Source organism: Arthrobacter sp. SAFR-044 (assembly GCF_051965175.1).
Taxonomy (GTDB): Bacteria; Actinomycetota; Actinomycetes; order Actinomycetales; family Micrococcaceae; genus Arthrobacter.
Genome location: NZ_JBQCMK010000010.1, coordinates 129,518 through 142,469, shown reverse-complemented (window position 1 = coordinate 142,469; position 12,952 = coordinate 129,518). Strand labels below are relative to the sequence as shown.

The window sequence follows — 12,952 nt, the reverse complement described above, 5'->3', positions numbered from 1 at the left end:
GAGCTGCTCCATGCTCAAGCTCGGCAAATCAAAGAAGATTTTTCAGCTTGTATTGCTCATACTCGCGGCGGGCTCAATCTATCCGCTTGTGTACCTTCGACAAAACTTTGAATCCACTATCCTGTCCGTCTTTCATCTCAGCAACTCAGAATTGGCGGGCCTCTACTCGATGCTCGGGATCATCTTCGTTATCGGCTACATACCAAGCGGATGGTTGGCCGATAAGGTCCCGGTGCGTTACCTCATCACATTTTCGCTGGTTCTCACCGCAGTGACTGGCCTGTTCTACGCGCAGGTACCGGACAAATCCACTCTCGTCTACGTATACCTTGTCTGGGGATTTGCCACAGTCTTTACATTCTGGAGTGCAATCCTTAAAACTGTCAGCCTTCTCGCGGATAAGAACGAGGAAGGTACTTACTTTGGTGCGCTTGACGGCGGTCGGGGACTGGTGGAGGCAATTCTGGCCAGCTGCGCAGTCGGTCTTTTCGCACTGTTTGCCGGAGATGGCACCTCCGACATCACGCAGACCAAGGCAGGCTTCCAAGCTGTGGTCTATATGTATTGTGCAGTGCTCGTCGTTATCGCCGTCCTGGTCTTCTTCGTACTTTCCGACGGTCAGCAAAAGGACGCCAGGTCCCAAGGAGAACCGGTTGAGTCGACTTTGGCCGCGGTACGGCGAATCCTGAAAATCCGCGAGGTGTGGGTGATGAGCCTGGTTCTCTTCTGTGGCTACACGCTGTTCTGGGGACACTACTACTTCTCCGGGTTCCTCAATGTGAATCACGCCGTGAGCCCGGTGAATGCGGGTGTAGTGACGGTAATCGTCCTGTGGATGCGTCCAATCGGTGGGTTCGGAGGAGGGTTCCTCGCAGACAGGCTCGGCAAGAGCCGGGTACTGGCGGTCTCAATGGTTGTCGCAGCTCTCGGGTTCATTAGCCTGAGCCTCCTGCCAAGCGGTTCGAATGCCCTGGCCTACGTGCTGGTGGTGGTTGTTGGCCTCTTCCTGTACGCAATCCGCGGGATCTACTGGTCGCTGCTTGATGATTGCCGTGTCCCTGCCGCGGCGACTGGTATCGCCATCGGCATCATTTCATTTGTGGGTTATCTGCCTGACATTTTTATTCCGCAGATCAGCGGCGCGATTTATACCGCCTTCGGTGACGATGTGGCAGGAGCAAACAACTTGTTCTTCCTTGTCACTGCCGGCATCGGGCTGGTTGGCGCGGCGGCTGCCGGTTACTTCGCAGTTCTGATGAGGAAGCGCCGGAATTTTGAGACAGCCAGCGACATGGAGGCATCGCCAACCACGATCTAGCCTGCTTTTCACTGGTCCTTCCGGATGTCACGACGAAGCCCGCCATCCCTGGCCATTCCAGGGGTGGCGGGCTTTGCCTGTTGCGTGACTCGGGGTGGACCGCCGCTACTTCAGGCCGAGCTGCTTGGTGGGGGCCCGGAAGGATTCCTTGGCGGTCAGGGCGGACACGGCTGCAACGGCGCAAATGATGGCAGTGAAGATGCTGATTTGCACCCAGCCGCCGGGCTTGATGCCGCCCATGGCAGCCACGATGGCCGGGGCGAACCCCGCCATCAGGAAGCCCAGCTGTGTGCCGATGGCCAGGCCGGAGAAACGGACCTTGGTGCTGAACATTTCAGCGTAGAAGGAAGGCCAGACGGCGTTGGCCGCTGCGTAGCCGCACGAGAAGTAGCCGATGGCGGCCAGGAACATCAGCGGGACGCTGTGGGACTCAAGGCTCAGCAGGAACACGGGGGTGAGGACCGCGCTGGCCAGGGCGCCGTAGATGAAGACCGGCTTGCGGCCGATCTTGTCTGCCAGCATTCCGAAGAGCGGCTGGGTGCCCAGGGCCACGACGTTGGCAGCAACCACCAGCCACAGGGTAGTGGTGCCGTCCACGCCGGCCACGGTCTTGGCGTAGCTGATGGCCAGGGTGCCGAACACGGTGGAGACGGCGGCGATGAAGGCGCAGCAGATCACGCGGAGCACGTCGCGCCAGTGGCCCTTGAGCAGGTCGGCCACGGGCAGCTTGGCGATCTGGGCGTTCTTCCGTGCTTCCTCGAAGGCGGGCGGCTCGTGCAGGGTGCGGCGGATGAGGAACGCCACCACAACCACCGCGGCGCTCAGCCAGAACGGGATGCGCCAGCCGATGCCGAACTTGATCTCGTCCGGCAGTGCCAGGACGGGGATGAACACCAGGGCCGCGAGGATCTGGCCACCCTGGGTGCCGGTGAGGGTCCAGGAGGTGAAGAACGAGCGGCGGTTGTCCGGAGCGTGCTCCAGGGTCATGGAGGAGGCGCCGGCCTGCTCGCCTGCAGCGGAGAGGCCCTGGCACAGGCGGGCCAGCACCAGCAGCGCCGGAGCCCACCAGCCGACCGTGCGGAAGTCGGGCAGGCAGCCGATGACGAAGGTGGAAGCACCCATGAGCACCAGGGTGAACATCAGGACTTTCTGCCGGCCCACCCGGTCACCGAAGTGGCCCAGGATGACGGCGCCAATGGGCCGCGCCACATAGGCGAACCCGAAGGTTGCGAAGGACATGATGGCGGCGTTCGCATCGGCATTGGGGAAGAAAACCGTGGGGAAGATCAACGCTGCGGCGGAGCCGAAGATGAAGAAGTCGTAGTATTCCACGGCGCTGCCCAGGAAGCTGGCGAGGGCGGCCTTCTTGGGAGTCCCCGCGGAGGTGAGGGCACCCGCCCTTGCTGCCGGAAGTGTCTTGCTCATGGTGTTCCTTTGGTGTGACGACATTGTCGCTGATGGATCTGGGGCGCGGCCGCCCATGCCTTGATGCGGGCGGGGGATGCGGCTGGAGTCCGGTCGGAAGACCCGGCCATAGTAGCCACATGGTGGGAGCTACTTTTGCGATACAGAAACTATGCCTGTGAGGGCAGTCACCTGTCAAGAAAATAATCACTATCTAGAAATAGTTCTCACATTGTGGCAACATCGTCACTATGAGTGTGAACCAAACCACAGCGGCCGATGAAGAATCCGCTGCTGCCGGCCGCCCAGGAGGGCCCGTAAATGCCATGCCGCCCGAAGGCAAGGTTGGCGCCCGTCCCGCGGAGCGCACGGATATGGTGGGCAAGGCCCTGGGGCTGCTGGTCCTTCTGGGCGATGAACCCCGCGGCGCCAGTGCCGCGGAGATCTCGCGCCGTGCCGAGCTTCCCTTCAGCACCACCTACCGCCTGCTGGGCTCTCTCACCCGCGACGGCTTTGTCGACTACGAGCCGGATGGCCGCCGCTACCACCTGGGCCTACGGATCTTCCAGCTGGGACAGCGCGTCTCCAACCACCACGGCTTCGCGGGCACGGCCATGCCCATCCTCCGCCGGGTCACCGAACAGACCGGTGAGGCCACCATCCTCAGCGTCCGCGACGGACTGCACCATCTGACCGTCAGTAAGGTGGATGGACCGCAGACCTTCCGCGTGACCAGCGACCCCGGCCACCTGGGCTCGCTCTCGTCCACCGCGGTGGGCAAGGCCCTGGTGGCATTTGCCGAGGACGCGGAACGCGAAAAACTGCTGGCCGAGGTCCCGCTCGAAGCGCTCACTGACAAATCGATAACGGACCGCGAAGCGTTCAAGACCGAAATCGAAAAGGTCCGTCGGCAGGGATACGCCGTCATGGACGAGGAGAACGAGGCCGGAATGCGCGCTGTGGCCGTTCCGCTGCTCAATGACCAGGGGCACGCCTTTGCCTCGCTGGCAACTGCAGTGCCGGTCTTCCGGCTGGACCTTGAGGGGCTGGTGGCGCACGTTCCCCTGCTGCAGGAAGCCGCTGCCGAACTGGCGGCCAGGCTGCCGCAGCGGTAGCAGAACCCGAAATCAGGACCGGCCCGAAAACTACTTTTGTTCGTATGTAGAACATGAGTGCGATAAGTGAACATTTGTTGTACCGTAATCCCTACCACCTGCAATGCGGCTGAGTTCCGCGCCTGGTGCCGTACCAAAGGAGCTGCACGCATGAGCAATCGAACTGAGTCCTACCTGGTAGGACTGGTTGGTGATGGCGTTACGCCATCGCTCACGCCGCCCATGCACGAACGGGAAGGCGACGTGCAGGGCCTGCGCTACCTGTACCGGCCCATCGACCTGCTGGACCTGGGGTTGACCGGGGAATCCGTGGGCGCCATCCTGCACAGCGCCCGCACCCTGGGCTTCAACGGACTGAACATCACCCACCCCTGCAAGCAGCTGGTCCTGGAACACCTTGACGAGATCTCACCTGACGCGCGCCGGCTGGGCGCCGTCAACACCGTGGTCATCCGCGACGGCCGGTTTATCGGCCACAACACAGACTTCTCCGGCTTCGCAGCAGCCCTCGCGTCCGGCCTCCCCAACGCCCGGTTGGACCGCGTGGTGCAGCTCGGCGCGGGCGGTGCCGGGTCCGCCGTCGCCTACGCCCTGCTCAGTGCGGGAGTGAAATCGCTGGACCTGGTGGACATGGACCCCGAACGCGCTGCGGCGCGGGGCGCCGAGCTGCAGGGCTTTTTCCCCGACAGCACCGTCACGGCACGCACGACGGCGGAGCTGCCGCAACTGATGCCGCTTGCCGACGGCCTGGTGCACTGCACCCCCGTAGGCATGGTGGCGCACCCCGGCGTCCCAATGGACCTGGACCTGCTCGAGCCCCGGCACTGGGTGGCGGACATCGTCTACCGCCCCATCGACACCGAACTGGTCCGCGGCGCCCGCGCCAAGGGCTGCGAGGTGCTGGACGGCGGCCGGATGGCCGTGGGCCAGGCCGCCGACGCCTTCCGGATCTTCACCGGGCTCGAGGCGGACCCGGCGCGCATGCGCAGCCACTTCCTGGAGCTTGTGGCCGCCGAGGAGGTGGCCGCCTGATGCGCACCGGAATCGCCACGGTTTGCCTCTCCGGCACCCTGAAGGAAAAGATGCAGGCCTGCGCCATCGCCGGCTTCGACGGCATCGAGATCTTCGAACAGGACCTGGTCACCTCCCCGCTCAGCCCTGAGGACGTGCGGAAGATGGCCGCCGACCTGGGGCTTGGCCTGGACCTGTACCAGCCGTTCCGGGACTTCGACGGCGTCACGCCGGACTTGCTGAAGGCCAACCTGCGCCGCGCGGAGGCCAAGTTCAAGCTCATGGCCCGCCTTGGCATGGACACCATCCTGGTGTGCTCCAACGTTGCCACAGCCACCATTGACGACGATGCCGTCCGCGCCGAACAACTGGCACAGCTCGCAAACCTGGCGGGGGACCACGGCGTCAAGGTTGCTTACGAGGCCCTGGCCTGGGGCAAGTACGTCAACGATTACGAGCACGCCTACCGCCTGGTGGAAATGGTGGACCACCCCAACCTGGGCACCTGCCTGGACTCCTTCCACATCCTCTCCCGCGACTGGGACACCGCGCCTATAGAGAACATCAACGCGGACAAGATCTTCTTCGTCCAGGTGGCGGATGCCCCCAAGCTTTCCATGGACGTGCTGTCCTGGAGCCGGCACTACCGCGTGTTCCCGGGTGAAGGGCAGTTTGAGCTGGCCAAGTTCATGGGCCACGTGGTCCGCGCCGGCTACACGGGCCCGGTCTCCCTGGAGGTGTTCAACGACGTCTTCCGCCAGTCCGACGTCGAACGCACCGCCGTGGATGCCATACGCTCGCTGATCTGGCTGGAGGAGCAAAGCGCCAAATGGCTCGCCGGCGCCGAAGCCGCGCCCGGCAACGCAGGCGCGCTCCGCCGTCGTTATCCCATGGAACTTGCCACCCTGCCCAAGGTGAACGAGCCCGCAGGTTTCAACTTCGCCGAGGTCAAGGCGGACGACACCGCCCAGCTGGAGAAGCTCCTGGGCCAGCTCGGGTTCCAGTTCGAGGGCCGGCACCGCACCAAGGACGTGCAGCTCTGGACCATGGGCCAGGCCCGGGTCATCATCAACGAACAGGCCGCACGGCACGCCGACCCGGCCATCGCCGCGCTGGGGTTCGACGTCGATTCCCCCGTGATCGCCTCAGCCCGCGCCCAGCAGCTCAAGGCCCCCGTGGTAGCCCGCAAGGTCCAGGCGGACGAGGAAGTGTTCCAGGGCATCGCCGCGCCGGACTCCACCGAGATCTTCCTCTGCCAGGGCAGCCCGGACGGCACCGCCGCGTGGACGCACGAATTCGGGGAAGGGCTGGAACACCCTTCGGGAGGAGCCAGCGCGGTCATCGACCACGTGAACCTGGCCCAGCCGTGGCAGCACTTCGATGAAGCCGTGCTCTTCTACACCAGCGCGCTCGCCCTCGAACCGCAGCCGTTCGCGGAAGTCCCAAGCCCCAGCGGCCTGGTGCGCTCGCAGGTCATGCAGACCTCCGACGGCGCGGTGCGGCTGGTCCTGAACCTCGCCCCGATACAGCAGGCAAGGAATGAGGCCCGCAAAACCTACCAGGAACACATTGCCTTCGCCGTGGAGGACCTGGTGGCCACCGCCCGTGCTGCCAGGGAGCGGGGACTGGAGTTCCTGCAGATTCCGGCCAACTACTACGAGGACCTGGACGCCCGGTTTGATCTCGAGCCAGGGTTCCTGGCCACGCTCCAGGAGCTCAACCTGCTGTTTGACCGGGATGCCGACGGCGAGTTCCTGCACTTCTACACCGCAACCGTGGGCAGCGTGTTCTTCGAAATGGTGGAACGCCGCGGCCGTTACGACGGATACGGTGCCCCGAATGCCCCGGTGCGGCACGCAGTCCAGTACGACTCGCTGCACCGCACCACCTAGACCAGCACCACCCAAAACCCAGACGCACCAAACCCAACAACCAGAAAGGAGCCAGCCGTGAAGGAAGACATCAACGCCGAGCTGGAGTCGGAGGAGCTCGTGCCCCCGGCCGAACCCAAGGCTGCCCACCAGCCCCTGGACAAGGCCATCGAGTCGCAGGCGGACCTCAGTGCAGAGATCAGCGCCATCGGCGAGGCATACCGCCGCGCCCTCAAGGACGGCGGCCAGCCGGAGATCCAGCCGCGCCTGGACTACCCGCCGTACCGCAGCAGCATCCTGCGCCACCCCACCAAGAGCCTGCAGCACGCGGACCCGGAAACCATCGAGCTGTTCTCGCCGGCGTTCGGGCACCAGGACGTGCACGCCCTGGAATCGGACCTCACCATCCAGCACAACGGCGAACCGCTGGGCGAACGGATCATCGTCTCCGGCAAGGTCCTGGACGGCGACGGCCGCCCGGTGGCGGGACAGCTGGTGGAAATCTGGCAGGCCAACTCCTCCGGCCGCTACATCCACAAGCGTGACCAGCACCCCGCGCCCATCGACCCCAACTTCACGGGCATTGGCCGCTGCATCACCGGCCCGGACGGCTCGTACCGGTTCATCACCATCAAGCCCGGCGCCTACCCGTGGAAGAACCACCTGAACGCGTGGCGGCCGGCGCACATCCACTTCTCGTTGTTCGGCACCGAATTCACCCAGCGGATCATCACCCAGATGTACTTCCCCGGCGACCAGCTGTTCCCGCTGGACCCGATCTACCAGACCATCGTGGACCAGGACGCCCGCGACCGGCTGGTGGCCACCTACGACCACAGCCTCACCGAGCCCGAGTGGGCGCTGGGCTACAACTGGGACATCGTCCTGACCGGCCCCAAGCGGACCTGGACGGAAAACGAGGCGCTGGGCGCCGCAGGCGACGAGGAGTAGGAAAGATGAGCACCAAACTGGTACCCACCCCCGGCCAGACCGTGGGCCCGTTCTACGGCTACGCGCTTCCGTTCGAGAAGGACAACGAGCTGCTGCCACCCGGTTTCCCCGGGTCCATCCGCCTGCAGGGCACCGTCTATGACGGCGCCGGCCACCCCATCCCTGACGCCATCCTGGAGATCTGGCAGCCTGACGCGGACGGCAAAGTTGTCCAGCGCACCGGTTCCCTGGTCCGTGACGGCTACACCTTCACCGGCTGGGGCCGCGGCGCCGTTGGCAACTCCGGCGTCTTCACCTTCACCACCGTCAACCCCGGCCCCACCAAGCCGGGCGCGGCACCGTTCATTTCCGTGGCACTCTTCGCCCGCGGCCTCACCAACCGGCTGTTCACCCGCATCTACCTGCCGGAGGACACCGAGGCCCTGGCCAAGGACCCCCTGCTGGCCTCGCTGGAGCCTGAGCGCCGCAAGACGCTCATCGCCCGCCGCGACCCCGACGGTGGCCTTACTTGGGACATCCGCCTCCAGGGTGAGGGCGAGACGGTCTTCCTGGACTTCCAGTGACCCACGCCGCCGCTTTGGGAGACCTGCGCGCCTTCGCGGAAGAGGCCGACGCCGGCCTGCTTACCCCCGTCTCAGCGTCGCCGTTGGTGGCGGCGCTGACAGGGGACCGGGCAGTGCTGGCGGCCATCCTCGCCGTCGAAGCGGGCTGGGCCGCCGTGCTGCAGCGGGCCGGGCTGGCACCCGCCGGTTCGGCCGCCGTCGTCGCCTCCGCCGCCGAGGCGGGGCGCTACGACCTGGCCGGTATTGCGCTGCGCGCCCAGGGCGGCGGCAACCCGGTGATCCCGCTGCTGGCGGACCTCCGGAAGAACGTGGCGCCGCTCGATGCCGCCGGAGTTGGTGCCGCGAAGGCCGTGCACACCTCCCTGACCAGCCAGGACGTGCTGGACACTGCCCTGATGCTGCTTGCCCGCAACACCGTCCACGCGGTGCTGGCGGACCTGAAAGGCACCACGACGGCGCTCGCGCACCTTGCCGGGCAGCATGCGGACACGCTGTGCGTGGGCAGGAGCCTGACGCAGCATTCGCTTCCCTATACCTTCGGGCTGCGGGCCGCGCAGTGGTTCCAGGGCGTGGCCGCCGCGGGCCGGCAACTGGAAAGCCTGGAGTTCCCGGTGCAGTTCGGCGGGGCGGCGGGAACGCTCGCTGCCGGGACCGTGCTGACGGACGGCTCCCAGTCCACGCCGTTCACTCTGGCCGATGCCCTGGCTACCCAGCTGGGCCTGGCCCCGGCCGCGGCTCCCTGGCACACCAACCGCCTGGCCATCACATCCCTGGGGCATGCGCTGGCATCTGTGCTGGACGCCTTCGGCAAGATTGCTGCCGACATCCTGTTCCTGAGCCGGCCCGAGGTGGCGGAACTCGCCGAACCGCGGGCGGCCGGGCGGGGGGTGTCCTCCGCCATGCCGCAGAAGCAGAACCCGGTGCTGTCCGTCATGGTCCGCAGCGCCGCACTGCAGGCACCCCAGCTGGCCGCCCAGCTGCACGTTGCAGCCGCCAACTTCAACGACGAACGCCCGGACGGCGCTTGGCACACCGAATGGCCGGCCCTGCGCCAGCTGCTTGCCCTGGCCCTCGGGGCCGCGGGCCACATCCACGAACTCGCCGGGGGGCTGCGGGTCTTCCCGGACGCCATGCGCCGCAACCTTGACCTGTCCGGCCCGCTGCTGCTGGCTGAGGGCGTCAGCGCCGCGGTGGCCCCCCTCCTTGGGGAGAAGGACGGCCGCAGCGGCAAGCAACAACTGCAGGACGTGGTGGACCGGACCTTGCAGGCGCCTCCCCCGGAGCAGGCCGCCACATACCGCAAGCTGTTCCGCGACGCCGTCGCCGCCGCCGTCGTTCCAGACGCACGGCTGGAGGAGCTCCTGGACCCCGCCAGCTACCTGGGCCAGGCGGCGGAGATCGCCCGCCGCGTCCTGGCCGCTTTTCCCGAATTCACTTCCCCTACCACCGACGCGAATGGAGCTTCCCGTGGCTAAGCCGGCTTTGAAGGCAGCGCTGCTGTCCCCCCAACGTCCCCTGGGCGACCACCCCCTGATGGTTGTCGGTCCCTCTCTGGGAACCTCATCCATCCTGTGGAACCGCGTCGCCACCCTGCTCGGCAACGATTACGACGTGGTGGCCTGGGATCTTCCCGGCCACGGCGTCTCGCCCGCCGCCACCGAAACGTTCGACGTCCCCGTGCTCACCGACGCCGTGGTGGACCTGGTGGATTCCATTGCCCCCGGCGAGGTTTTCCACTACGCAGGAGTCTCCCTGGGCGGCGCCGTGGGCCTGCAGCTGGGCATCAAGCACGGGGAACGGCTGAAGAGCCTCTCCGTGCAGAACAGCGGCGCCAAGATCGGGACCCCCGAAGGATGGCTGGAGCGCGCTGAAACCGTCCGCACGCAGGGCACGCCGGTCATGATCCAGGGGTCCGCGCAGCGCTGGTTCGCACCCGGCTTCATGGACAGGGAACCCGAGTTCAGCAGCAGGCTCCTGCACTCGCTGCGCGATGCCGACCGCTTCAGCTACGCCTTCTGCTGCGAAGCGCTGGCCGCCTTCGATGTCCGGCAGGAGCTGGGCAACATCACAGTCCCCACCCAGGTCATCGCCGGGGCCCTGGATGGCGTAGCCACGCCGGAGATGGCCGAGGAGGTCGCGGGCGGCATCACGGCTGGCGGCGGCACCGCGACGGCCGTCACGATCGAGGGCATTTCGCACCTGGCACCCGCGGAAGCACCGGCACACGTTGCGGACCTGATGCGCAGCCTGGCCACCTGGGCCGAATCACGGCAGGCCGCCAAATGAGCAGCGCAGAACGCCACGGCGTGGTCCAGCCCGGCGCCACCAGCCAGGAGATTTACGACGGCGGCATGGTGGTCCGGCGCGAAGTGCTGGGCGACGCGCACGTGGACCGGGCCAACGCCAACAAGGATGACTTCACCGACGACTTCCAGGACATGATCACCCGCATCGCCTGGGGCGGAATCTGGACCCGGCCCGGCCTGACCCGCCAGATGCGCTCCGCGGTCACCATTACCGCCATGGTGGCGCATGGGCACTGGGAGGAGTTGGCCATGCACATCCGCGCCGCCCTCCGGAACGGCCTCAGCAGGGACGAGATCAAGGAAATCCTGCTGCAGACCGCCATCTACTGCGGAGTCCCCTCCGCCAACACCGCCTTCAAGACCGCCCAGCAGGTCTTTCGGGAAATGGATACCACCCACGAAGACCCGGCGGGCACCAACACCAACTCCACCCCTCCCAACTAGCTCGCAGTTGTTGTCGTTTTGAGCCTCCGAAACGACATCAATTGCCAGTCAGTTGGGTCCCCAGAGAACCAAGAGGAACCATGAACCAGGCTTTTGTGTACGACGCCGTGCGCACCCCGTTCGGCAAGTTCGGCTCCGGCCTTGCCGCCGTCCGTCCGGACGACCTCGCTGCGCACGTGATCAAGGAGTCCGTGCGGCGCGCACCGGGGCTCGACGTCGAACGGATCGACGAGGTGGTGTTTGGTAACGCGAACGGTGCCGGTGAGGAGAACCGCAACATCGCCCGGATGGGCACGCTGCTGGCCGGGCTCCCGGTCTCGATCCCGGGCACCACGGTGAACCGGCTGTGCGGGTCCTCCCTGGATGCCGCCATCATCGCTTCCCGCCAGATCAACGCCGGTGATGCTGACCTGATGCTCGTGGGTGGCGCCGAATCGATGTCCCGTGCCCCCTGGGTGCTGCCCAAGACGGAGAAGCCCTACCCGGCCGGGGACATGACCCTGGCCTCCACCACCCTGGGCTGGCGCCTGGTGAACAAGGCCATGCCCAAGGAGTGGACCATCTCCCTGGGCGAAGCCACCGAGCGGCTCCGCGAAAAGTATGGCGTGACCCGCGAGGCACAGGACGAATTCGCCGCCGCCTCGCACAACCTGTCCGCCGCCGCCTGGGATGAAGGCTTCTACGACAACCTCGTGGCCCCCGTGCCCGGCACCGACCTGGTCCGTGACGAGAGCGTGCGCCCCGGCTCCTCGGCCGAGAAGCTCGCCGGCCTCAAGACCGTGTTCCGGACAGAGAACGGCACGGTCACCGCGGGCAACGCGTCCCCGCTGTCCGACGGCGCCTCCGCAGCCTGGATCGGCAGCGAGACCGCCGCCGGGCTGCTGGGGCTCGACCCCCTGGCCCGCATTGCCGGGCGTGGCGCGCACGCCAACGATCCGCAGTACTTCGGCTACGCCCCCGTGGAGGCGGCGAACAAAGCCCTCGCCAAGGCGGGCATCGGCTGGGACCAGGTGGGCGCCGTCGAACTTAACGAAGCCTTCGCAGCGCAGTCCCTGGCCTGCATCAACGCCTGGGGCATCGACCACTCGATCGTGAACCGGCACGGCGGCGCCATCGCCATGGGACACCCGCTGGGTGCTTCCGGGACCAGGATCCTGGGCACCTTGGCCAGGTCCCTGCAGGCCTCGTGTGAGCGCTGGGGCGTTGCTGCCATCTGCATCGGAGTGGGCCAGGGCCTGGCCGTCGTACTTGAAAACGTCACCGCTGGAAAGGACCAGTAATGCTGAACTTCGTAGATTCGGTCCAGGACGCCGTCGCCGGCATCAAGGACGGCTCCACCGTGATGATCGGCGGGTTCGGCAACGCCGGGCAGCCGTTCGAACTGATCGACGCGCTGCTGGAATGCGGGGCCACGGACCTGACCGTGGTGAACAACAACGCAGGACAGGGCGACCAGGGCCTGGCGCTGCTGATCAAGGAGGGCCGGGTGAAGAAGATGATCTGCTCCTTCCCGCGGCAGTCCGATTCCTGGCACTTCGACGCCAAGTACAAGGCCGGCGAAATCGAACTCGAACTCGTCCCGCAGGGCAACCTGGCCGAGCGGATCCGCGCCGCGGGGGCCGGCATCGGCGGGTTCTTCACTCCCACCGGCTACGGCACCATGCTCGCCGAGGGCAAGGAAACCCGGTTCCTGGACGGCAAGTGGCAGGTCTTCGAAACCCCCATCCACGCCGACGTCGCACTGGTCAAGGCCCTCAAAGCCGACGGCAAGGGCAACCTGGTCTACCGCAAGACCGCCCGGAACTTCGGTCCCATCATGGCAGCGGCCGCGAAGCACACCATCGTGCAGGTGTCCGAAATCGTGCCGACCGGCGGGCTGGACCCGGAGAACGTGGTCACCCCGGGAATCTACGTCAACAGCATCGTTAAAGTAGCCGGCAGCGGCAGCACAGCAGAAAAGGCGGCCTGA

The 12,952-nt window shown here is 66.2% G+C and carries 12 protein-coding genes; 11 read left to right on the top strand and 1 reads right to left on the bottom strand.

Annotated elements, in window-relative coordinates:
• The first annotated feature begins 10 nt into the window (after positions 1-10).
• Positions 11-1,318, top strand: a complete 1,308-nt coding sequence (locus ACTHQS_RS16125; protein WP_440170925.1) for an MFS transporter — start codon at positions 11-13, stop codon at positions 1,316-1,318.
• A 105-nt stretch (positions 1,319-1,423) separates the two neighbouring features.
• Here the strand turns inward: ACTHQS_RS16125 and ACTHQS_RS16120 are convergent, their stop codons facing one another.
• Complete coding sequence (locus tag ACTHQS_RS16120; RefSeq protein ID WP_440170923.1) at positions 1,424-2,743, bottom strand: MFS transporter; 1,320 nt, start codon at positions 2,741-2,743, stop codon at positions 1,424-1,426.
• 230 nt (positions 2,744-2,973) lie between these two features.
• Here ACTHQS_RS16120 and ACTHQS_RS16115 point away from each other — a divergent pair, with 230 nt between their 5' ends.
• The 10 genes from ACTHQS_RS16115 (at position 2,974) to ACTHQS_RS16070 (ending at position 12,952) form a co-directional block, all read left to right on the top strand.
• Positions 2,974-3,837, top strand: a complete 864-nt coding sequence (locus tag ACTHQS_RS16115) for an IclR family transcriptional regulator (protein ID WP_440170921.1) — start codon at positions 2,974-2,976, stop codon at positions 3,835-3,837.
• A gap of 150 nt (positions 3,838-3,987) precedes the next feature.
• The gene (locus ACTHQS_RS16110; RefSeq protein WP_440170919.1) at positions 3,988-4,869 is read left to right on the top strand and encodes a shikimate dehydrogenase; all 882 of its coding nucleotides are present in this window, start codon (positions 3,988-3,990) and stop codon (positions 4,867-4,869) included.
• A complete protein-coding gene (locus ACTHQS_RS16105) occupies positions 4,869-6,740 on the top strand; it encodes a bifunctional sugar phosphate isomerase/epimerase/4-hydroxyphenylpyruvate dioxygenase family protein (protein WP_440170917.1) in 1,872 nt (623 codons plus the stop codon). The genes ACTHQS_RS16110 and ACTHQS_RS16105 overlap by 1 nt, the downstream gene beginning before the upstream one ends.
• Positions 6,741-6,797: 57 nt before the next feature.
• A complete protein-coding gene (gene pcaH / locus ACTHQS_RS16100) occupies positions 6,798-7,670 on the top strand; it encodes a protocatechuate 3,4-dioxygenase subunit beta (RefSeq protein WP_440170915.1) in 873 nt (290 codons plus the stop codon).
• 5 nt (positions 7,671-7,675) lie between these two features.
• Positions 7,676-8,233 (top strand): protocatechuate 3,4-dioxygenase subunit alpha, encoded by a 558-nt coding sequence (pcaG, locus tag ACTHQS_RS16095; protein WP_440170913.1) that lies wholly within the window; start codon positions 7,676-7,678, stop codon positions 8,231-8,233.
• On the top strand, positions 8,230-9,708 hold the full coding sequence (locus ACTHQS_RS16090; protein WP_440170910.1) for a lyase family protein: 1,479 nt from the start codon (positions 8,230-8,232) through the stop codon (positions 9,706-9,708). The genes pcaG and ACTHQS_RS16090 overlap by 4 nt, the downstream gene beginning before the upstream one ends.
• Positions 9,701-10,519 (top strand): alpha/beta fold hydrolase, encoded by an 819-nt coding sequence (locus ACTHQS_RS16085; RefSeq protein ID WP_440170908.1) that lies wholly within the window; start codon positions 9,701-9,703, stop codon positions 10,517-10,519. The genes ACTHQS_RS16090 and ACTHQS_RS16085 overlap by 8 nt, the downstream gene beginning before the upstream one ends.
• The gene (gene pcaC, locus ACTHQS_RS16080; RefSeq protein WP_440170906.1) at positions 10,516-10,983 is read left to right on the top strand and encodes a 4-carboxymuconolactone decarboxylase; all 468 of its coding nucleotides are present in this window, start codon (positions 10,516-10,518) and stop codon (positions 10,981-10,983) included. Before ACTHQS_RS16085 ends, pcaC begins: the two co-directional genes overlap by 4 nt.
• A gap of 80 nt (positions 10,984-11,063) precedes the next feature.
• Complete coding sequence (locus ACTHQS_RS16075; protein WP_440170904.1) at positions 11,064-12,263, top strand: thiolase family protein; 1,200 nt, start codon at positions 11,064-11,066, stop codon at positions 12,261-12,263.
• On the top strand, positions 12,263-12,952 hold the full coding sequence (locus ACTHQS_RS16070) for a 3-oxoacid CoA-transferase subunit A (RefSeq protein ID WP_440170901.1): 690 nt from the start codon (positions 12,263-12,265) through the stop codon (positions 12,950-12,952). Before ACTHQS_RS16075 ends, ACTHQS_RS16070 begins: the two co-directional genes overlap by 1 nt.

Coding starts and splice junctions, on each gene's coding strand:
- ACTHQS_RS16125 (WP_440170925.1), top strand. CDS start 11: ATGCTCAAGCTCGGCAAATCAAAGAAGATTTTTCAGCTTGTATTGCTC.
- ACTHQS_RS16120 (WP_440170923.1), bottom strand. CDS start 2,743: ATGAGCAAGACACTTCCGGCAGCAAGGGCGGGTGCCCTCACCTCCGCG.
- ACTHQS_RS16115 (WP_440170921.1), top strand. CDS start 2,974: ATGAGTGTGAACCAAACCACAGCGGCCGATGAAGAATCCGCTGCTGCC.
- ACTHQS_RS16110 (WP_440170919.1), top strand. CDS start 3,988: ATGAGCAATCGAACTGAGTCCTACCTGGTAGGACTGGTTGGTGATGGC.
- ACTHQS_RS16105 (WP_440170917.1), top strand. CDS start 4,869: ATGCGCACCGGAATCGCCACGGTTTGCCTCTCCGGCACCCTGAAGGAA.
- pcaG (WP_440170913.1), top strand. CDS start 7,676: ATGAGCACCAAACTGGTACCCACCCCCGGCCAGACCGTGGGCCCGTTC.
- pcaC (WP_440170906.1), top strand. CDS start 10,516: ATGAGCAGCGCAGAACGCCACGGCGTGGTCCAGCCCGGCGCCACCAGC.
- ACTHQS_RS16075 (WP_440170904.1), top strand. CDS start 11,064: ATGAACCAGGCTTTTGTGTACGACGCCGTGCGCACCCCGTTCGGCAAG.
- ACTHQS_RS16070 (WP_440170901.1), top strand. CDS start 12,263: ATGCTGAACTTCGTAGATTCGGTCCAGGACGCCGTCGCCGGCATCAAG.